This window comes from Sphingorhabdus sp., from assembly GCF_046292425.1.
In the GTDB taxonomy this organism is placed as follows: Bacteria; Pseudomonadota; Alphaproteobacteria; order Sphingomonadales; family Sphingomonadaceae; genus Sphingorhabdus_B.
In genome coordinates this window covers 1-20574 of record NZ_JBKBQV010000012.1, presented here as the reverse complement: position 1 = coordinate 20574, position 20574 = coordinate 1, and the positions used below count along the sequence as shown (strand labels likewise).

Sequence of the window (20574 nt, the reverse complement as noted above, 5' to 3'; positions counted from 1 at the left end):
ATAAACGGCGACAATTTGCGACTGCATGCGCCTCGTGACAACTGTCCCCGGACCCCATCGCATGACATCTTCGACTATGGCTAAAACGACGGTGCTGGACCGCATTAAAACCCGGGCTAGCCGCTTTTTCGGCCCGTGGGGTGTTTTCTTCAAAGGCTTCATTAAACATCCAGTAATGGTCGGATCGATTATTCCGTCGTCATCGATGACCGTGAAAAAAATGCTTGCCCCTGTGGATTGGGACAATACAAAATTGTTTGTGGAATATGGTCCCGGTATTGGCACATTTTGCCAGCCTGTGTTGGACCGGATGCGTCCTGATGCAACGTTGCTGGTTATTGATCTGAACGAAGATTTCATTGAATATCTGCGTCATACGATTCGGGATAGCCGCTTCATCGCGGTCCACGGTTCGGCCGCTGATGTCAATGACATCATCCGTAACTTTGGGTTTGAGCACGCCGATTATATCCTATCTGGCCTCCCATTCTCGACGCTGCCAAATAATCTCGGCCCTGTCATTGCAGAGGAGACGGCAAAGGCGATCCGGCCCGGTGGTGCATTTCTGGTTTATCAATTTCGCGCCCGTGCCCGCGATTTCATGACACCGCATTTTCGCAAGATCGATAACGGATACGAGTTTTGGAATGTGCTCCCTTGCCACCTGTTCTGGGGCTGGAAAGAGTGACTATTTGTTCCGAATCAATCCGAATTTTATTCGCCTGCCAATTGTGTAATCGACCGAATTGACCAAAAAATAGGCAAGCCCTGCCTTAAAACGGCTCCACCAGCTATCGCGCGCCTTAAGCAATATCCGCGTCTGTTCCTCCGACTGTGAGACCATCTCGTCAATCATCTGTCGCATATGCAGCGCAAGTCCTGCATCCTTGATACGCACCATGATTTCCAAATTGATGAACATGCTACGGACATCAAGGTTGGCCGAGCCAATATATACCGTGTCATCAATAACCATCAGCTTCATATGAAGTGGACGTGGTTGAAATTCGAAAATACGCGTTCTACGCCGCATTAAATAGCGATAGAGCACTCTGGCAGCTGCGATTGTCGCCCCGTTATCTGTTTTACCAGCCATGATCAGCCGCGACCCTTTGTTGCGCTTGGCTGTTTTGGCAAGTCGTCGCAATATGGTTTGCGAAGGCGAAAAATATGCCGATACGATGTCAAATCGCTTGCCGGTATCAAGCGACCTTTTGAAGGTGAGCGCCCATGGCGAAATGCGGTTTGTCGGTCCACCCAAGAGCCATTGCACTTGACCAATACCTGGGCGCCATTTTTGGATAATAGCCCGAATCTGGCGATATCGCACCTTGCCATTATTTGAAGCCCGCGCCATCTCTTCGAAATAATCGCTGAGGCGCTGCGCCTGCGGACCTGTCACGATCATGCCCAGGTCTTCCCAGCTGTCATCGCCCGCACGACCGAAATATTGGTCCGTGATGTTGAAGCCGCCGACAAGGGCATGAGCGCCGTCAACGATCAGCATCTTTTGGTGATTGCGGATCAGATAGCCAAGACCTTTGCGCGTGCTGAAGCAGTGATAGTCGCCGCCTGCCTTGATCAACGGGTCAAAGAAACGATCGCTCACCTGAGTCGATCCAAAACTGTCGATGATTAGTTGTACCTCGACACCGCGGTGGGCTGCATCAATAAGAGCGTCGCGGACTTCCCTGCCTGTTTCATCGCCACCGAACATGTAGAAAAACATCTGGACTGATTTTTGCGCCAAGGCGATTAATTGTAAGATAGCGTTCAGCCTGTCCTGCGGCAGATGGACAAGTTGCAGGTCGTGGCCAGCAACGTGAAACTGCGTTCCGGGGAACCCGGGCCTAGCTGATTGCACCGCCATAACCTATGCGATACCGCGTTGCGTGGCATACGGCAAGCGGGCCGCCTTTTCGTTGACATTTTGGCCCGTTATCTTTAGGGGCGGGCAACTTCCCGAAATTATCGAAGAATCAGGAGCCAAAATGGCACGCGTTACTGTTGAAGATTGCATCGACAAGATCACCAACCGGTTCGACCTTGTATTACTTGCCGCAGAACGTGCGCGCGAAATCTCTGGTGGCGCTGAACTGACGATTGACCGTGACCGCGATAAAAACCCGGTTGTTGCTTTGCGAGAAATCGCTGAAGAGACTGTTCGCCCTGACCAGTTGAAAGAAGGCCTCGTGCAATCGCTTCAGAAGGTTCAGGTTGATGAGGATGAGGAAGCCGATGAAGTCGGTTCAATCAGCCTGTCGGCGGAAGCCCTTCGTTTGACCGCTGCTGCGCCCGCACGTGGCGCTGGCATGCAACGCGATTACGACCGGTAATTTCTACCTGTCACAATGATTGAAAGAAGGCCCGGCATGTCCGGGCCTTTTCTTTTGTCTTTCGGTGATAGCACGGCCGATGGCAAATGGTCGTGGATGGATCAGTAATGACCCCGATACCTCTAACCAGGATGCTGGTCGACACCCATTGGGTTAGACGACAAGACGTGCAGTTTGATCTTTCCGCTATCTAGAAACGGCGCAACAATTGCTGCCATGCGGCCCTGACGTTCTGTTGCCATTGCGCGGTTGAAGAATGTGTTGGCAATAACGTCAGCAATCTGCAGCCCCGGGAGCCTGTGACTAAGCTCAAGCGAAGCCGTCCCACACGGCCCTATCGAGTCAGCGATGTCCCTTCGAATTAATGCAAGCGTTTCTGGGCCATAACGACCATCGTCGATAATGACCTGAACGCACTCGTCTGCGCGTTCAATGAGCCCTGCAACGGCATCGTTTAGAAGCTGTGCATAGATGTCGGTGTCGTGGGAGCCGCGGTCTTGACCAGCTTCGGGGACGAGGGCGGATATTGCAACGCCGACGATTGCAGTCCAACTCTTTTGGCCAAGCAATTCAAACAATAGTCCGCGCTCGGTCAGATCAATTCGGCTACCTTTCAATTCGCTTGAGAGGCCGGTAATTGCGCGGAAGCGCTTGACCACTGCATCGGCAGTTTCATCATCAATGGAAATCGCAGCCAAGGTCATTACGCCTCGCCCCACTCCACCGGATTCGTCACAATAAATCGACATGCGGGCTGCTCCTCACATAATGTGAGGTAAGCAAGGAAATCGCCGAATGACTATTTCGCGCCATGCCTCACGCACGGACTGGATGCGACGGCGCTCTTTTGGAATACGGCTGAATTCTCCAATAAACTGTTCAGCGGTCAAGCGATATTTCTTGGGCGCACAGAACAACGGTGCCCCTGCTAACCTGGCAGCTTCATTTTCAGCTTTGACCGAATCTGCCGCGGCTTCGAATATGTTGATCATGGGTTTGAGGTCTTTGGCAAACACAGCACCCATGCCTTTTTTCTTCAAAGCGACAGCCTTGGTAAAAAAGGTTTCAGCGTCCATAGCGTTTGCAGGGCAAGCACACAATAATGCGCCGCTTGCCACAAGCACAGCATATTTCATATTTGCGACCTCAACTCTCTCCCGCATGGAAGTAGAGCGTTGAGGCCGCGAATAATAGCCGAAAATTAGGCGCCCTGCGGGGTTACCCCTCCGACTGGCGCAGACTTGCCCCGTCCTGCCTTCGGTATTGCAGTGCCGACCGTCGGGATGGACGATGGCTTGATCACTTTGCCGTCATCGCGTTCAAACTTGCCTGTTTCCAAAAGCTGGTTGATTTCGTCGCCCGATAGGGTTTCGAATTCAAGAAGCGCGTTGGCTAACAAGTGCAATTGCTCATTATGCTTTGTCAAAAGATCCGTAGCCCGCTTGTGCCCGCCCTCGACCAATTTGCGAATTTCAGCATCTATCTTACGTGCGGTCTCGTCCGACATGGCAGAGCGTTGCGACATGCCATAGCCAAGATAACCTTCCTGGCGCTCTTCATACTGAAGTGGACCCATCTCATCCGACATTCCCCATTGCGTCACCATATCGCGTGCCAGACTGGTGGCATATTGAATGTCGCTGGAAGCACCCGAGCTGACCTTGTCATAGCCGAAAATCAATTCTTCCGCCACGCGGCCACCCATCGAAACAGAAAGGTTGGCATGCATTTTGTCACGGTGATAGCTGTAGTTATCCCGTTCCGGCAGCCGCATGACCATGCCCAAGGCGCGGCCACGTGGGATGATGGTAGCCTTGTGGATAGGGTCGGACGCTTCTTCATGTATCGAGACGATGGCATGCCCCGCTTCATGATAAGCCGTCATCTTCTTCTCGTCTTCGGTCATGACCATGGACTTACGCTCCGTGCCCATCATGACCTTGTCCTTGGCGTCCTCAAATTCTTGCATGGCGACAAGTCGCTTGCCCCGTCGCGCGGCAAGCAATGCAGCTTCGTTAACGAGATTTGCAAGGTCAGCACCCGAAAAACCGGGCGTTCCGCGCGCGATCACCCGGCCATCGACGTCTGGCGCCAATGGCACTTTCTTCATGTGAACTTCAAGGATCTTAACACGGCCATCAATATCAGGACGTGGCACCACAACCTGCCTGTCAAAACGACCCGGACGCAGCAAGGCTGGGTCAAGGACATCAGGGCGGTTTGTTGCGGCCACGATGATGATGCCTTCATTTGCTTCGAATCCGTCCATCTCGACCAGAAGCTGATTTAGTGTCTGCTCACGTTCGTCGTTTTGATTGCCGAGTCCAGCACCGCGGCTCCGCCCGACGGCATCGATTTCGTCAATAAAGACAATACATGGTGCATTTTTCTTCGCCTGTTCAAACATGTCGCGCACGCGGCTTGCACCAACGCCGACAAACATTTCGACAAAGTCCGAACCCGAGATTGAGAAGAAGGGCACGCCAGCCTCACCAGCAATCGCGCGCGCCAATAAGGTTTTACCAGTACCGGGCGAACCCACAAGCAACGCACCTTTTGGTATCTTACCGCCGAGACGACTGAACTTGTGTGGGTCTTTTAGAAATTCGACAATTTCCTGAAGCTCCTCACGTGCTTCATCAATGCCGGCAACATCTTCAAAGGTTACCTTGCCATGTTTTTCCGTTAACAGCTTCGCCTTGGACTTACCAAAGCCCATGGCTCCGCCCGCACCTCCACCTTTTTGCATCTGGCGCAGAACGAAGAAAGCAATGCCCAGAATGAGGAGAAATGGTAGCGCCTGATACACGAGAATAAGTAACAGGCTCGGCTGTTCTTCTGCCTTGCCTTGAACATCGACGCCCTTTTCATCCAGCAACGGATACAGGCTGGTGTCGCCGGGAATGGGAACAGTGACGAATGTCTCGTCATTCTGCAGTCGTCCGCTGATACGTTCTGGCGCAATGGCGACGGATTTGACCTCACCAGCCTCAACCTTGTCTCGGAACGACGAATAACTAATGCCCTTGGCGGGATCCGAAGAGCCGCTGAAAATCGAGGCGACAAGCAAAAGCGCCACAATGATTGCTGACCAGATGGCCATGTTACGCAGCATCGGATTGCTTTTCGGTTCTTGTTCGTCGTTCATCATAACAGCCTTGCTCTGTGCCCGAGCCACAATGCCCGAGGATACCAGACCAATGTAGGGTCGATTGTGTGAATGACAATATAAGGATTGGCAAATTTCCGGTCAGCTGAATTTCAGTTTCGCCGTGGCGGTGCATCCGAAAATTGCCAATATCTGCCGCCCATGCATTTGATGTTGCCGATTGTAGTCGTGCGGCCGCTGGTGAGATCGACCAGCAACCGTTCAATTGCTTCGCCGCGTGGTGTAAGATTTGGATCAAGCTCCAACAGACAACGAATTAAGAGACGCCGTTTCAATTCCTTAGGGATGTTACTGAAATCGCAAACCAGAGAACCAGATTCGCGGCGGATCCTCTCCGCAGCAAGCATATCGGCCATCCAGACTAGTGCGTCCGACGCTTCAGCTAATGCGCTGGCAGAACGCGCGGCCCTGTCAGCAGCAAACGGGTGCTGCGCAGCTGCCAGCCATATGCGCATAGCGACACGGTCAAAGTCGGCGTTGGTATTGCTGGGATCGTCCATGGGGCGGATGTCTGCTCTGGCACAAATATCTACCAGTTCCGACTTTGGGAACCCAAGTAGCGGACGAATCACTCGACCATTTCTTGCCCTAATGGCAGATAATCCGTCGACGCCGCTGCCTCTGGCCAGTCGCATCAGCATTGTTTCCAACTGATCGTCGGCATGGTGTGCGGTTGCAATATGACGGCAGCTTTCGGCATCGGCCGCGCGATCTAGCAGGGCATAGCGAGCGGCACGCGCTGAAGATTGTATATTGCCGCAGATGGCTTCGTCGGGCGTCAAAATCAGGTGCGGAACACCCAGAGCTCGGCAGATGTTTTGGACATAGCGCGCTTCGTCACCTGATTCCGGCCTCAGTTGGTGGTCAACCGTCGCTGCGACTAATTTGTCCGGGATAAGCTGCTGCGCCAGCAATAGCAGGGCCAAGCTGTCTGGCCCCCCTGACACGGCACATAGCACCCTGTCATCCTTAGCTATCAGCAGCTTTCCAAGGGCGGCTCTAAAACGGTCGAGGAAGACCGGGTCAAGCGTTACTTGCACTTTGCCCTTGTTCTGCCTGATGTAAGGCGCTCTGCAAGGCGACCTGCGGCTACATCAGGATAAGCCTTAGCCAGCTCGCCAAAAGCTTCGCAGGCTTCGGCTGTTTTCCCGAGGTCAGTCAAAGCCGATCCTAGGAAAAACAAGCTTTCCGGTGCGCGGTCGCCCCGAGGGTCGGCTTTATAGTTGTCGTAAAACACTTTAACTGCCGTGGCAGGTTTCTTGTCATCCAGCCACGCCCTTCCAAGTAAATTGCGTGCATAGCTTGCACGCCTGTGTTTCGGAAATTTGGTTACAGTTTCCTCAAGCGTGGCTTGCGATTCCGGGTAGAATTTTGCTTCCCACAACCTGTAGCCGTAATTGTAGCCGTCTTCAAACGCATCGCCTGTGGAGGGGCGTTCAATTGCTGCTATGGCCGCGACACGCGCGGGATTGGGCTTGGCTGTTACCGCAGGCTTTGTGGCAGGCACCGTTGTCTTCGTGGTTGACGTTGCCACCGCTGCAGCCGGCACCGTTGCAGTGACGACGGATGCCACAGGGGTCTGCTGGGCAACAAGCTGCGTTTCCATCGCTTTCAAACGGCCCTCAAGTCCGCGCAAGTTGTTGCCTTGAATTTCAACTTGCCCCGTCAGTGCCGCAAGCTGCGCCTCTAACGCGTCGACACGGGCGGTCAAATCGACGGTGGCGGTGGTCGCGCTGGTGGTCGTTTTGGGAGCGGTTGGCGACTGAATGTCGGGTTCCAGAAATTTGCCCGCACCGTTAGGAAAAACCTGACGCTGAACCGCGCGCATCTCCTTTTCCAGCTTGCCTACGCGCCCGTCGATATTTGCATCCTGCGCAATTGCGGGCGCAATAAGTGCGAGCGCTGCGCTGGTAATGATGGCAAGCCGAAAATGCATTGGGTTATTTCCCTTAACTGGATATTCGGGCCGTATAGCTGACTGGCACAGCGCAATAAAGTCCCATCGCGCTATTCGGAGGCAAACAAAATGCATTTATCGGAAAATCGGGTCGCACCAGCTAGGCCTCAAGACGCCGATGCGTTCGGGGCTGGGACGCGAGCTAGCAAATCTTGCGCGCTAATACCCACATCTGCAATGGTTTTGTCAGGCGCGCCAAGTGGTGGCACGGCCTTTCCGCCGACAGTGATATCCAACGCCTGAGGGCGACCGGTAACAATCATTGGCCGGTTGGCATTTGGCGGCACACTATAGCTGTCGCCCGCTGCCATTTCCTGTTCGAACAATCGTTTCTGATCTGCATCGTAGATTTTTACCCACACATTATCAGTCGCCGTCAAGACGACCACGCCGCCGGTGTTCGCTGCCGTGGTTGGTTTGGGATCCACTTTCGCCTGCGGTGTCACGATCCGAGGCGCGTCGGCGGCTGGAGCCAGACTAAAGCTCCTGAAAACCAAGTAGGCGGCCAAAACGATCGCTGCAATTGCCGCCGCCGTCCACGCCAGTGATTTGGACGGAACGCGCGCCGGATCGGCGGGTTCGTAATTCTGGAGCGGCGCTTGATATCCCTCATGCCCGCTGCGAGACAATTCATTGCGCAAGGTGTTTACAATGGAAATCTCGTCCAGCTTGACTGCCCGCGCATATGACCGAACAAACCCCACAGTATAGGTTTGGCCAGGAAGGGCACCAAATTCAGAACGTTCGATGGATTCCAAATGTCGCATCGGAACCCGCGTTTTAGCCGCTAGGTCTGCCAGACTCATGCCCATTTGCTCACGCGCGGACTTTAGCTGTACGCCCACAGATTTGGGATTTACGTCCACTGGGGAAATTTCATCCAAATAGATTCTCCACGACCCGATTTCCCCGCCTCTGCGTGCAGTCGCGCAGATAATGAGCAAGTTCGAAATAATGTCAACGTTGTTTGCAGCGTTTCGTCATTTAAAAACAAGCTTTTTAGCCAGTTTCGATACCTTGGCTGATGGCCCACGCAGTAAGTGTTTCGCGAAGGTTTTCAGTGGGACCGTCCAGCAATTCTTCAAGTTTTGCGCGAACGTCCGCATGGTTTGTGGAGCGTATCATCGCCTTGATTGGTCCGACAGCTGCCGGAGTTATTGATAGCCGCCGAATACCGACCCCTATGAGCGCAAGCGCTTCAAGCGTTCGGCCACCCATTTCGCCGCATACCGCAACATCGACATCATGGCCCTCGGTTGCCCTAACGACCCGCCTGATAAAGCGCAAAATGGCAGGGCTTACCCAGTCATAGCGTTCGGCCAACCTTGGGTCGGCCCGATCGGCTGCAAACAGAAACTGAGTCAGGTCATTCGTACCGATCGATAGGAAGTTGATCTTAGGCAGCAGGATGTCGAGCGTTTCTGCAAGCGCCGGCACTTCAAGCATTGCTCCATAGCGAATTTTGTTTGGCAGCACCTTTTTCTGCCGGCTCAGAAATTCGATCTGTCCGTCAAAAATGGCCTTTGCCGCATCGAATTCCCATGGCTCGGATACCATAGGGAACATCACATTTAACGTGCGGCCTGCTGATGCCTCAATTAACGCGCGCGCCTGCGCCTTCATCAATCCCGCGTGATCAAGCGAGAGGCGAAGTGCGCGCCAGCCAAGCGCCGGGTTTTCCTCTTCGCTGGCTTCATCCTTGAGATAAGGCAGCGCCTTGTCGCCGCCGATATCGAGCGTGCGAAAGATGACAGGTTTGTCGCCTGCGGCTTCCAATACATCGCGGTAGAAACGCTGCTGGCGCTCACGCTGCGGCAAGGTCGCTGAAATCAGAAACTGGAACTCGGTCCGGAATAAGCCCACACCTTCGGCGCCTGTTGTCGCCAGTGCAGACATATCGTCGCGCAAGCCTGCGTTGATCATTAGCGTGACCGGTACACCGTCCTTTGTAACCGATGCTTCGCCGCGCATCGCAGCGTATCGGGCTTTTTTCTTTTGACGATCCACCAGATCGTGCTGGAAAATTTCTTCGGCTGCTGAGGATGGGCGAACAATGACATTTTTGTCATCGGCGTTGAGCAGGAGCATGTCGCCGTCGCGTACCTTGTGTCGGATCCCGCGCACCCGCCCGAGCACCGGGATACCCATTGCACGCGCGACAATTACGACATGCGCGGTAAGCGATCCTTCTTCGAGGACGACGCCGCGCAGGCGCCGCTTATCATATTCAAGCAATTCGGCCGGGCCAAGGTTGCGCGCAATCAGGATGGAATCCCTTTTCAGCCCGAGCTGCGCTGCGGTGCTCATTTGACCCGATACGATGCGCAGTAGCCGGTTGGACAGGTCCTCGAGATCATGCATGCGATCCGCAAGCAGGGGATCATCGATTTGCCGCATGCGCATACGCGTACGCTGCTGAACGCGTTCGATTGCTGCTTCTGCGGTCAGGCCACTGTCGATCGCTTCGTTAATCCGGCGGCTCCAGCCTTCGTCATACGCAAACATTTTATAGGTCGCGATAACCTCTTCATGTTCGCCCCCGGTGCCAAAATCAATCTGACTGGCCATGCGATCGATTTGTTCGCGCATTTTGTCAAAGGCCGAATAGACCCGTTGGCGTTCGGCCTCGACGTCCTCAGCAACTGTATGTTCGATTCGAACATTTGGCTGGTGGAAAATGGCGACACCGGCCGCAGCGCCTTTGACAAGGGGCAGGCCGGTCAGGCTGATTGTGCCTGTCTCGTTGCCAGCCCTTGAACTTGGCTCGTCAATCAAGTCCGCATTGGCGATGAGCTCTGACAGGACCATTGCGACGGTCTGCAGCGCCTCAATTTCAACTTCCTCATATTTGCGCGGCTCGACATGCTGGACTGCCAACACCCCTACGGCATTTTCAGAACGTACAATCGGAACGCCGGCAAAACTGTGAAACCGTTCTTCGCCCGTTTCGGGCACATAGCGGAAATTCGGGTGTGCTGCGGCCTCATCGAGGTTCAAGGTTTCGACATTTTCTGCAATGGTGCCGACAAGGCCTTCTCCCAAGCCAAGGCGCGTAATGTGGACAGCAGCTTGATTCAGACCACGCGTGGCAAATAATTCAAGCGCACCGTCGCGTAGCAGATAAATGGAGCAAACTTCGCTTGAAAGCGCTTCACCGATAATATTGACAACGTGGTTCAGCTTGCCCTGCGCGTGGTTCTTCGAGGCCATGACTTCATGAAGGCCGGTCAGTATGTTACGGGCAGAACGGGTAGCGCTTTCCATGCACTGCACCTAGCAGAGACCTCACGGGCAAGCGATACCCCCCATGAAATTATTCGTAGTCAGCCTGTTAGAGCGGACTCATGCATGAGTGCGTCTTTCAGCTGCAATTTCTGTTTTTTCAAATCGAGGATCACTTTGCTGTCGGGAAGGGGTCTGTTTTCTTCGCGCTCCAACTTTTGTTCCAGTTCGGCATGCTTGTTACGAAGCGCGGACAGATGATTATTATTCACATCATTCTCCTTCAGTGTGAGACTCGGCGATCTGAACCCGGGAGTAAATCACGAAATGAAACCCGTGTCTTGCCGATAATGATCCACCGGACGCGTATCAAAACCATCTCTCGGCCAAGCGCCCGCTTTTTAACGATGACTTGTTTGGCGCACTCTGTTTAGAAGGTCTCATGAACGATGATGGATATCAGCAGCAGCTGGAACAGCTCAGGGTTGAGCATCGCGATCTTGATGATGCTATTCGGGCTCTCGCTGCGCAAACTTTGGTCGACCAACTCCAAATTGCCCGACTGAAAAAGAAAAAGTTGATACTAAAGGATCGCATTATGCGCCTTGAGGATCAACTGGTACCCGACATCATTGCATAATTGAACATATCGGATGGACTGGCGTTCACCTTTGCTTGAACAGCGTTCCATCGCGGCACACTTGATTGTTTGCACGATAATGGGTCTTTTTTTACTAACATCTCTTGTGGGGTCATGTCATACAAAGTTATGGAAAATCAGCGCTTGGAATTGACCCCTCTATTGCTTGATTCGCTTTATACCGAAGCAATGGTATTGGCTGATGAGGCGCGGCACTGTTTTGACCGAAATCAGGCAACAGGCGATCTTTCACCTGAGATCTCCGTGGCATTTTCGTGTGAGTCGCTGAAGGTAACGACGCGCTTGATGCACAGCATCGCTTGGCTCTTGAATCAAAAGGCGTTGCGCGCCGGTGAAATATCGGAAGAAGAGGCGCGCAGCGACGCCAACACATTAGGTTATGCGCCGGCGAGCGATGCCTCGCAAGCCGAACGGTTTCCGTTAGAGGCGCAGGCCCTTATCGCTGCCAGTGAAGAGCTCTATTTGCGCCTGCAACGCTTTAGCGGCCAGATGCGTTTGGGCGCGGTGCCCGTTTCGGAACCCCGAGCCATGCGCGAAAGGTTGCTGTCGTCCTTTTAGGCGTCAAACTGTAAACTGGCGAGACGAGCATATAATCCGCCAGCCGCGCTCAGCGTTGCATGATCGCCCTCTTCGACTATCCGGCCTTGATCCATGACGATTATCCGATCGGCGGAGCGAACTGTTGCCAATCTATGTGCTATGACAATTGTCGTTCGGCCAACCATCAAGTGTTCAAGTGCATCCTGAACCAGTTTCTCGCTTTCTGCGTCAAGTGCGCTCGTTGCCTCGTCTAACAACAATATCGGTGAGTCACGCAACAGGGCACGGGCAATTGCCAGCCGCTGGCGTTGCCCTCCAGACAGACGCGCGCCGCCTTCGCCCAGGTAGGTATCTAACCCATCGGGCAGCTCTTGGAGGAACCCTGCCGCATTGGCCTTTTCCGCAGCAGCCCAAATGGCTTCGTCGGTTGCGTCCCACTGGCCATATCGCAGATTGTCCCGCGCGGATGCCGCGAACAATACCGTGTCCTGCGGAACCAGCGAAATGCGCTGCCGGAATTCTGCAGGATCGGCGCTGGTCAGCGCCACACCGTCAATACGGACGGTTCCGAATTCAGGATCATAAAAACGCTCTGCCAATTGAAACAATGTCGATTTGCCTGCGCCGGATGGACCAACGACGGCGACCGTCTCCCCGGGCGACACTTTCAGACTGAAATCGTCGAGCGCGGCGACCTCGGGCCGGGTCGGATAGCGGAAGCGGACATGTTGAAATTCCAGTTGCCCACGCGCAGGTGGCATGACAACCGGACTTGAAGGCGGTGCAATCTCTGGTACCTCGTTCAGCAGTTCTGCCAACCTTGAAGCCGCGCCCGATGCACGCACAAGGTCACCATATACTTCGGTCAGTGCACCGAAAGAGCCCGCAACGAGCGCGCCATACAACACAACCGCGAATAAGGTACCCGACGTGATCACGCCGTCTTTCACTTGGTCGGTGCCTTCCCAAACAAGCATTGTGATGCCACCGAATATCAAAGCCATGACAAGGGCGGTTAGGAATGCTCTGAGCCGTATACGCTTTTTTGCCGCGCCAAAGGTGGCTTCGACGGCGTCGGCAAATCTTATCCCTTCCCGGCTTTCCTGGCCGAAGGCTTGAACAATTTTGATAGCGCCAAGCGCTTCTGAAATAATGGTACCGACGCTCGCTACATTATCTTGGCTGGTACGCGAGGCTTTTTCTAGCCGCCTTCCCAGAAAGACAATCGGCAGAACGACCACTGGGATGCCTGCCAGAAGCCAAATCGTTAGGCTTGGCGCAAGTCCGAATAGCAGCGTCACGCCACCTATGCCGATAAAGATATTCCGTAATGCCACAGACACTGTGGTGCCAACAATCTGTTCGATTATTGCCGTATCAGCGGTCATACGGCTTGCAATTTCACCCGGCCGGTTTTCTTCAAAAAAGCGCGGGGCCAACCGCAACAGATTTTGCTGTACGGCCACCCGAATGTCGCCAACCACACGCTCGCCAAGCCAGCTAACAAAATAAAACCGAAACGCTGTTGAGACACCAATGATGACGACAATGCCTAGCAACAAGTAAAAGTACGGTGCCGGATCTCCGCCATTTTTAACAAAGCCCTCGTCAATAATCAGCCGAAGGCCATATGGGATCGCTAGCGTAGACGCCGCCGCTGCGACAAGTGCCAACAGCGCGTAAGTAATTTGACGAGGATACTGGATCGTAAAATGCCCTATCATCCGCAAACTGCCAAAATTTAGCTTTGGCTTGGCCGGAACCGTTTCCGGTGTCTCGGCTGCAGTCTCAGTCTGAACGTCGGTAATATCGTTTGTCATGGCGCTCGCCTAGCAGTGCATAGATGCCGGAACAATCCGCGACAGACTGCCCAGTTGCTTTTCCTATGGTGCAATGCACAATAAATGCGTAAAGCCTTACGCAAGCGTAGCAGTAATCTGCCGTATACGATATTTTAAAGGCTTCAATATGCTTTACACTGGATATGACCTTCAACGTGGCTTGCTGGCTGGAGCTGGTTGGGTTGCGCAACGACAGGCAGAGTGGCTCAACACGCTTCCTTCGCCATTCAATTATGCTGGCTTGGCCCCTGTGGCTGCCTCTGCGCTTGAGGTTTTCGCCCATTCGGTTCTGCCACGTGGAAAGCCGGCTTTCGGATTGAATGAAGTTGTCATCAATGGCAAAACCTTGCCGGTTCAAGAGGAAAATGTCGCGCGCAAGCCTTTCGGCCAACTCAAGCGGTTCGCTTATGAGGGCAGTAGCGACAAGCCGCGGTTGTTGATTTGCGCACCGATGTCGGGCCACTTTGCGACGCTCTTGCGCGGTACGGTTGAACGCATGATGGTGACCCATGACGTGTACATTACCGATTGGAAAGATGCGCGCGATGTGCCGCTAACGGGCGGCGGTTTTGACCTTGAGACCTATATTGATTACCTGATTGAATGGCTGGAATTTATCGGTCCTGATGCAGGCGGTCGTGGCGCACACATGCTTGCCGTGTGTCAGCCGTCAGTGCCTGCTTATGCTGCAGTTGCCGTGATGAGTGCCAAGGAGCATCCGCTTCGGCCCCGCACGCTAACGATGATGGGCGGCCCAATCGATACCCGCGAAGCGCCGACCGCGGTTAACAACCACGCGACGCAGCGGCCCCATGAATGGTTTGTGCAAAATGTGATTGCGACGGTCCCACCTTATTACAAAGGCTCGGGGCGCCGTGTTTATCCGGGCTTTCTTCAGTTGTCCGGATTTATGTCGATGAACCTTGGCAACCATATGATCAGCCACTGGTCGATGTTTTCGGACCTTGTGAAAGGCGATGGCGAAAGCGCCGACCGGCACAAGGAATTTTACGACGAATATCGTGCCGTGTGCGACATGACCGCCGAGTTTTATCTGCAAACGGTCGACACCGTGTTCCAAAGGCATTTGTTGCCGAAGGGCGAATTCAACTATCGCGGAAAGCTCGTTGATCCCGCTGCGATCACTGACATCGGTATTCTCGCAATTGAGGGCGAGCGCGACGATATCAGCGGTTTGGGCCAGACCAAGGCTGCATTGAACATCGCAACTGGCTTGCCTGAGGTATTTAAGAAATATCATATGGCTCCGGAAGTCGGCCATTACGGCATTTTCAACGGCAGCAGATGGCGCGAAAAAATCGCGCCGGTTGTTGAAAACTGGATATCCAGCCATAATTGAGCGGCACAATGTCCGCCGTTAACGGGCCCTGCCAAGTAGGATTTAGCAGCACGCGGTTTCCTGCGGTGTTCGAGCGATGACCTTGCGTATTAGCGCAGTTGTCGAACGCTGGCCCGTGAACGGCCATTTTACCATCGCGCGTGGTGCCAAGAAGTTTGTCGACTTGCTCGTGGTCGTGGTTAGCGACGGCACGCGTATCGGTTATGGCGAAGGCACCGCCATCTATTATAGCGGCGAGACAGCAGAAAAATGCCTTGGACAGGTCGAGCGGGTGATCGACGAACTGGAGGCGCATTCCGTTTCAATGGCGCGCGAGATTTTGCAGTCGTTGCTGCCATCTGGCGCGGCGCGCAATGCGCTCGATTGTGCGCTGTGGGATTTGGAGGCGAAGCAGACAGGACGTGCGCTTTGGGAATTGGTGGGCATGCGGTTGCCGCCCTTGCCGCTGGAAACGGCTTTCACGATTTCCTTAGGTACGCCAGATGCGATGCTAGCTGACGCGCGCAGCGCGGCAAAAAACGGCTATAGCCTGCTAAAGCTCAAATTAAATGGTGATGCTGACCGCGACCGTGTTGCTGCGGTTCGGGCAGGCGCACGTGATGCCCGAATTATCGTGGATGCAAATGAAAGTTGGGGCGCGGTAGATATAGCTGCAGAGGCCGAAGCATTGAAACACCTTGGCGTGGCGATGATTGAGCAACCCTTGCCCGCCGGACAGGACGCCGCGCTGGCAAATATTTCCTCCCCCTTGCCAATTTTTGCCGACGAAAGTTGCCACGCCGCGCAAGACGTGCCGCGATTGGTCGGACTATATCAGGGCGTGAACATAAAGCTTGATAAAGCAGGGGGCCTAACCGAGGCGCTGGCGCTCAGGCAGGCAGCACAGAGCGCTAAGATGCAGGTCATGGTCGGTTGTATGCTTTCCACGAGCCTCGCTATTCAGCCAGCGTTCCTGGTTGCGCAATCGGCAGACTGGGTCGACCTTGACGGCCCCGTGTTGCTCGCAAACGACCGGCCGGGCGGCTTTTCCTTTGCCAATGGCTGCCTGTCCCCGGCCTGAGCGTTCACAAGGTTACGTGGGCAACCTTATCTTTGTAATCCTGTTTGGGGTCGATCCCCATAAGCATCTTGATCCCCGCGACCATGCTGGAAGCATCAATCCAGATCTCTGCATTTTCCGGATCAAGACGAATGAGCGCAACCTCTGGATCGTCCTTGCCGCCTTCATACCATGCAGCCACAAAGCGATTCCACAGACGGTCGATAGTCACGCGGTCGGTAGATTGAGACAAATTGCCATGGACTGTTGCCCAGATATCATGGCCTTTGGACGCAAAATGCGCCATCGCACGGCCGCCCGAGCCAATTTGTTGATATAGTTCGCTTGACCGCGATGTGAAAAACCAGATTGGTCCTTCATATTGGTTATCCCGAAAGCATTCGTCGTCCAGTTGGGCAGTCATGGGGCGCGCATGGCCATCGTCGCCTTCGGCCAGACCCAAAAACAGAGTCATGTCCGATTTGAGGGCCTTCCAAAATTTTTCTTTGATTTCCGTGTCGCTCGGCATCTGATCACTCCTTGTTGGAGTGAGGGAAACCAACGATACCCAGCGGTGTTCCGGCTCAGGCACTACTTAATGCAGCAATTGCACCTCACACGGCGTCGAGATACTCGATATCAGGCGGACCGGCGAGGCATGGCCCGAGCTTTGGACCGGCGGCCTTGAAATAGTCGCTACTGCCATGTGCGGTCAGCGCCTCTTGGTCCACATACTGTTCAAGCACTTTGTAAACCTGCGGGTTGGCCCTAGACCGGGTCAACGTGTAGAACACGTTCCCCGGTTCATTGGCGCGAACGGCCGCTACCAGTTCGGCAAAAACAGCCTCAAAATCTTCGTTCTTGCCCTCTGCGACGGTAAGCGTCGCAATAACACCGATAGCTGACATGAGGCTGTTCCCTGATTGCGATTAAAAGATTTCGAACAGGCCAGCTGCGCCCATGCCGCCGCCGACGCACATGGTGACAACCCCGTACTTCGCCCCGCGACGCTTGCCTTCGATCAAGGCGTGGCCGGTGCAGCGCGCGCCGGTCATACCATAAGGGTGGCCAACGGAGATCGATCCGCCGTTTACATTGAGCAGCTCATTTGGAATGCCCAATTTGTCACGGCAATAAAGTACCTGGACTGCGAACGCTTCGTTCAGTTCCCAGATGCCGATATCGTCCATCTTGAGGCCGAAACGCTGAAGCAATTTGGGGATCGCAAATACTGGACCAATGCCCATCTCGTCAGGTTCTGTACCTGCGACAGCCATGCCAACATAGCGGCCAAGCGGAGTAAGACCCCTTTTCTCGGCCAATTTGGCTTCCATCAGGATCGATGCGGATGAACCATCAGAAAGCTGGCTTGCATTGCCTGCGGTGATCGTCATGTCAGGACCGAGGACCGGCTGAAGCGCTTGCAAGCCTGCGAGCAGCGTATCTGCACGGTTGCCTTCGTCCTTTGCGATGGTCACTTCCTTTTGGCTGACTTCGCCGGTTTCCTTGTTCATCACGTTCATGGTCGTGGTGACAGGAACAATTTCAGCATCAAAATAGCCAGCAGCTTGCGCTGCGGCAGTGCGCTGCTGGGATTGCAGGGCATATTCGTCCATTGCATCCCGGCTGATATTGTAACGCTTCGCTACGACTTCGGCTGTCTGCAGCATGGGCATGTAGATGGAGTTGTGCATTTCCACCAGTTCGCGGTCAGGTTGAACGCGCATTTCCTTTGTCTGCACAAGCGAGATGGACTCCTGCCCGCCAGCGGCCATCACATCGACATTGTCGACGATGATTTGCTTTGCAGCGGTCGCAATCGACATTAGGCCCGAGGAACATTGGCGATCCATGGTCATGCCGGACACAGATACGGGCAGGCCAGCGCGCAATGCAACCTGGCGTGCAAGGTTGCCGGCTTGCGTGCCCTGCTGAAGCGCGGAGCCCCAGAGAACGTCGTCGATTTCGCCGCCTTCTATTCCAGCGCGCTCGACAGCGGCTTTCAACGAATAGCTGCCGAGCGTTGGCCCGAGAGTGGCGTTGAACCCGCCGCGATAGGCTTTGCCAATGGCGGTGCGGGCGGTGGATACGATTACTGCTTCACGCATGGGAGTGTTTCCTTGAATTAAAAATTATACGAAAAACTGGCTGATCCATTCAGCCTGAAGTGCTGGCTTTTCCTCGCCCTCAATCTCGACAGTGAATTCAAGCGTCTGTTGCCACTGGCCCGGGCGCTTTTCGGCGAGTTCAAGCAGTTTAAAGTGGCCGCGGACGCGCTTGCCCGAACGGACAGGGGCGAGAAAACGTGTTTTGTTACCACCATAATTGACACCCATTTTGACGCCCGCAACCTTTGGGCAATCGGACTTGGCGCTCATCACCGGAAATAGCGACAAAGTGAGAAATCCGTGCGCGATTGTGCCGCCGAACGGGGTCTGTTTTGCCATCTCTTCATTAACATGGATAAACTGATGATCACCTGTCGCGTCAGCGAATTTGTTGATCATGTCCTGATCAACCAATATCCATTCGGATACGCCGATATTCTCGCCAACCTTAGTAGCGAGTTCAGCGGGTGTAACTGCGGTCATATGGTCTCTCCTAGGTACTATTTTAGGCTATCGTGGCGATTTCAACGGCCCAATACAAGCCCCGGCTGTTTGCCGTTACGGCATGCTAGGGGGCTTTACTCGAACACCCCGCGAATCAGCTTTTTGGAGGTGCCGCCGTCGCGCCGGGTGGAATGGCATAGGGCATTATCATTTCGCCATCCGGTGCGGCTGTAAACGTTGTTTGCGTAGGATAGGCAAAAGAAATTCCTTCACGGGCAAAGCGTTCGATTATGGCAATACCGATATTGTGCCGAGCTTGAAACATGTCTTCAACATCATCGCTTTCGATATCGAACATCAAATGAAAATCGATTGAACTCGCGCCAAAATTAATGAAACCAGCGCGGATAAACTGTGCACCGTTATTATCGACTATTTCGCGTAAAATTTCGGGCAAGCGCTGCGCAAGAGCAGGGGGGGTTTGATAAACAAGAGTCAATTCAAACGTCACTCGACGGTACAGTGTCAGTGTGTTGTTGGTGATTTCCTTCTCCAGCAATTTGCTGTTTGAAATAATCTTTTCTTCGCCCGTAAGTGCCCGCAGTCTTGTGCTTTTCATTCCGATAACTTCAACCCGCGCAGTTGTGTTGTCGTACGACACGGTGTCACCGCGCCGGAATGGCTTGTCAAAGATGATCGAGATTGCGGCAAAAAGGTCTGAGAAAATGCCTTGCGCTGCAAGGCCGATGGCAATGCCGCCAACGCCAAGGCCGGCTACAAGGCCCGTTACGTTCACGCCCAGATTGTCCAGAACCACGATGGCGGCGATCGCAAACAAGGCAAAGCTAACGAGCAGGCGTATCAACACCATCGCGCTTTGAAGAGTATCATGTTCGTGAATGCCTTCGCCAGCGCGCCGCTCAATCAACCCCAGGATGATTTCGCGAAGCCAGATCGCGACCTGGATGACAATCGCGATGGTAAACAATATGTCGATAAAATCGGCCAAAGTCGCAGGCGCATTCGCGATCTGGTTCACCAGTTCAATCGACACCATGATGCGGAAAAATTTGCTCGTGCGCGCCAGGGTGCGGGCGATGATTGATTTTACATGCGCGCGATGTTCGCTTTCCCGCGAAACTCTCGCAGCGATCCGTTTCAGCCAGCTAAGAGCAATGAAAACAATGATCGCTGCGACCACGGCAATGCCGAGCTCGACGTAATTGTTCTGTACCCAAGCTGTTAAAGCATCCCAATAGGATTGAAGACGCGGGCCAATCGATGCCGGTTCGATATGGTCTAAAGTGGGTGCTGGTTTTGCAGTCATCGTTCTTGTGTAAAGTCGATAAGCTCCGCGCACAACCTTTGCAGTCAATCGGCCGCTTCATTCTGCCGCCACAACCGTCGACCGGCTGCTTCGATTTTTCATCGGACGCCATGCCGCCTCTTTACGTCGCCGATTGAGATAGCTGTCCAAACCGATTTGGAGAGCGATTAACATGTAGAAAAATGTCTGAAAGGCAATGCCGACAAATAATGAGCCGACAAGATATATGATTTGGCTATTCTGCAGCGCAGTTGCGAGCGGCGCGACCCATGCTTCGTCGGGTCGGTTTCGCTTCCGGTACATGCGCGAAATGACCTCCATTCTCCAAACCCCGCCGACGTGAATGAATAGCCACGCGATCAGGCCGGGGAAGCCTTGTTCTCCCAGCATTTCAAAATAGCTTGAGTGAAAGGCGCGGCCCTGATCGACAATTTCTTTGATGGCAGGAACTTCCGACGAGCGCGTTCCTGCATTTCCGCTGGTGTCGGCGATGTCATAACGAAGGCGATTTTGGCGATACACATCGAAGCCGCCTCCGAACGGATTTTCTTTTACATATTCCCAGGTCCA

The 20574-nt window shown here is 54.0% G+C and carries 21 protein-coding genes and 1 pseudogene; 6 read left to right on the top strand and 16 right to left on the bottom strand.

From position 1 onward, the window contains the following. Nucleotides 1-61 precede the first annotated feature (61 nt). The gene (locus tag ACK4S7_RS04255; RefSeq protein ID WP_409644737.1) at nucleotides 62-688 is read left to right on the top strand and encodes a class I SAM-dependent methyltransferase; all 627 of its coding nucleotides are present in this window, start codon (nucleotides 62-64) and stop codon (nucleotides 686-688) included. On the opposite strand, the gene ACK4S7_RS04250 is transcribed toward ACK4S7_RS04255, so the two are convergent. Continuing rightward, complete coding sequence (locus tag ACK4S7_RS04250; protein ID WP_409644736.1) at nucleotides 689-1870, bottom strand: phospholipase D-like domain-containing protein; 1182 nt, start codon at nucleotides 1868-1870, stop codon at nucleotides 689-691. 121 nt (nucleotides 1871-1991) lie between these two features. Between ACK4S7_RS04250 and rpoZ the strand changes: the two genes are divergently transcribed. Then, a complete protein-coding gene (rpoZ, locus tag ACK4S7_RS04245; protein ID WP_125229626.1) occupies nucleotides 1992-2336 on the top strand; it encodes a DNA-directed RNA polymerase subunit omega in 345 nt (114 codons plus the stop codon). Nucleotides 2337-2458: 122 nt separating this feature from the next. On the opposite strand, the gene ACK4S7_RS04240 is transcribed toward rpoZ, so the two are convergent. The 8 genes from ACK4S7_RS04240 to ACK4S7_RS04205 all read right to left on the bottom strand — a co-directional run bounded on the left by ACK4S7_RS04240 (nucleotide 2459) and on the right by ACK4S7_RS04205 (nucleotide 10956). Then, nucleotides 2459-3085, bottom strand: a complete 627-nt coding sequence (locus ACK4S7_RS04240; RefSeq protein WP_409644735.1) for a DUF3800 domain-containing protein — start codon at nucleotides 3083-3085, stop codon at nucleotides 2459-2461. Nucleotides 3086-3097: 12 nt separating this feature from the next. Continuing rightward, nucleotides 3098-3412, bottom strand: a complete 315-nt coding sequence (locus ACK4S7_RS04235) for a hypothetical protein (protein WP_409644733.1) — start codon at nucleotides 3410-3412, stop codon at nucleotides 3098-3100. Nucleotides 3413-3537: 125 nt separating this feature from the next. After that, complete coding sequence (gene ftsH, locus ACK4S7_RS04230; RefSeq protein ID WP_409644779.1) at nucleotides 3538-5484, bottom strand: ATP-dependent zinc metalloprotease FtsH; 1947 nt, start codon at nucleotides 5482-5484, stop codon at nucleotides 3538-3540. A 113-nt stretch (nucleotides 5485-5597) separates the two neighbouring features. After that, nucleotides 5598-6545, bottom strand: coding sequence for a tRNA lysidine(34) synthetase TilS (gene tilS, locus ACK4S7_RS04225; RefSeq protein ID WP_409644732.1), 948 nt, complete (start codon nucleotides 6543-6545; stop codon nucleotides 5598-5600). Then, entirely contained in the window at nucleotides 6536-7441 is a 906-nt protein-coding gene (locus ACK4S7_RS04220) for a tetratricopeptide repeat protein (protein ID WP_409644731.1), read from the bottom strand. The genes tilS and ACK4S7_RS04220 overlap by 10 nt, the downstream gene beginning before the upstream one ends. A 128-nt stretch (nucleotides 7442-7569) precedes the next feature. Then, nucleotides 7570-8346 carry a helix-turn-helix domain-containing protein gene (locus tag ACK4S7_RS04215; RefSeq protein WP_409644730.1) on the bottom strand — a complete coding sequence of 259 codons (777 nt, stop codon included), beginning with the start codon at nucleotides 8344-8346 and terminating at the stop codon, nucleotides 7570-7572. A gap of 115 nt (nucleotides 8347-8461) precedes the next feature. Then, nucleotides 8462-10726 carry a phosphoenolpyruvate--protein phosphotransferase gene (gene ptsP, locus ACK4S7_RS04210; RefSeq protein WP_409644729.1) on the bottom strand — a complete coding sequence of 755 codons (2265 nt, stop codon included), beginning with the start codon at nucleotides 10724-10726 and terminating at the stop codon, nucleotides 8462-8464. Nucleotides 10727-10785: 59 nt separating this feature from the next. Beyond that, on the bottom strand, nucleotides 10786-10956 hold the full coding sequence (locus ACK4S7_RS04205; RefSeq protein ID WP_409644728.1) for a YdcH family protein: 171 nt from the start codon (nucleotides 10954-10956) through the stop codon (nucleotides 10786-10788). Between the two features lie 170 nt (nucleotides 10957-11126). On the opposite strand from ACK4S7_RS04205, the gene ACK4S7_RS04200 reads away from it, so the two are divergent. Together ACK4S7_RS04200 and ACK4S7_RS04195 are read left to right on the top strand one after the other, a co-directional pair. Continuing rightward, nucleotides 11127-11324, top strand: coding sequence for a YdcH family protein (locus ACK4S7_RS04200; RefSeq protein ID WP_409644727.1), 198 nt, complete (start codon nucleotides 11127-11129; stop codon nucleotides 11322-11324). Nucleotides 11325-11468: 144 nt separating this feature from the next. After that, complete coding sequence (locus tag ACK4S7_RS04195; protein ID WP_409644726.1) at nucleotides 11469-11903, top strand: DUF1465 family protein; 435 nt, start codon at nucleotides 11469-11471, stop codon at nucleotides 11901-11903. Here the strand turns inward: ACK4S7_RS04195 and ACK4S7_RS04190 are convergent. Continuing rightward, nucleotides 11900-13705 (bottom strand): ABC transporter transmembrane domain-containing protein, encoded by a 1806-nt coding sequence (locus ACK4S7_RS04190; protein ID WP_409644725.1) that lies wholly within the window; start codon nucleotides 13703-13705, stop codon nucleotides 11900-11902. The genes ACK4S7_RS04195 and ACK4S7_RS04190 overlap by 4 nt on opposite strands. A gap of 148 nt (nucleotides 13706-13853) precedes the next feature. Between ACK4S7_RS04190 and ACK4S7_RS04185 the strand changes: the two genes are divergently transcribed. Then, complete coding sequence (locus tag ACK4S7_RS04185; RefSeq protein ID WP_409644724.1) at nucleotides 13854-15086, top strand: polyhydroxyalkanoate depolymerase; 1233 nt, start codon at nucleotides 13854-13856, stop codon at nucleotides 15084-15086. 76 nt (nucleotides 15087-15162) lie between these two features. Beyond that, nucleotides 15163-16146 (top strand): N-acetyl-D-Glu racemase DgcA, encoded by a 984-nt coding sequence (dgcA, locus tag ACK4S7_RS04180; RefSeq protein WP_409644723.1) that lies wholly within the window; start codon nucleotides 15163-15165, stop codon nucleotides 16144-16146. A 4-nt stretch (nucleotides 16147-16150) separates the two neighbouring features. On the opposite strand, the gene ACK4S7_RS04175 is transcribed toward dgcA, so the two are convergent. From ACK4S7_RS04175 to ACK4S7_RS04150, 6 genes and pseudogenes are all read right to left on the bottom strand, one after another. After that, nucleotides 16151-16654, bottom strand: a complete 504-nt coding sequence (locus ACK4S7_RS04175) for a pyridoxamine 5'-phosphate oxidase family protein (protein ID WP_409644721.1) — start codon at nucleotides 16652-16654, stop codon at nucleotides 16151-16153. An 85-nt stretch (nucleotides 16655-16739) separates the two neighbouring features. Beyond that, nucleotides 16740-17033, bottom strand: a complete 294-nt coding sequence (locus ACK4S7_RS04170) for a putative quinol monooxygenase (protein ID WP_409644719.1) — start codon at nucleotides 17031-17033, stop codon at nucleotides 16740-16742. A gap of 21 nt (nucleotides 17034-17054) precedes the next feature. Beyond that, nucleotides 17055-18233, bottom strand: a complete 1179-nt coding sequence (locus ACK4S7_RS04165; RefSeq protein ID WP_409644718.1) for an acetyl-CoA C-acyltransferase — start codon at nucleotides 18231-18233, stop codon at nucleotides 17055-17057. 24 nt (nucleotides 18234-18257) lie between these two features. Further along, nucleotides 18258-18716 carry a MaoC family dehydratase gene (locus ACK4S7_RS04160; protein WP_409644716.1) on the bottom strand — a complete coding sequence of 153 codons (459 nt, stop codon included), beginning with the start codon at nucleotides 18714-18716 and terminating at the stop codon, nucleotides 18258-18260. Between the two features lie 115 nt (nucleotides 18717-18831). Next, the gene (locus tag ACK4S7_RS04155) at nucleotides 18832-20004 is read right to left on the bottom strand and encodes a mechanosensitive ion channel family protein (protein ID WP_409644715.1); all 1173 of its coding nucleotides are present in this window, start codon (nucleotides 20002-20004) and stop codon (nucleotides 18832-18834) included. 57 nt (nucleotides 20005-20061) lie between these two features. Beyond that, nucleotides 20062-20574, bottom strand: a pseudogene (locus tag ACK4S7_RS04150) (putative O-glycosylation ligase, exosortase A system-associated); the annotation flags it as partial.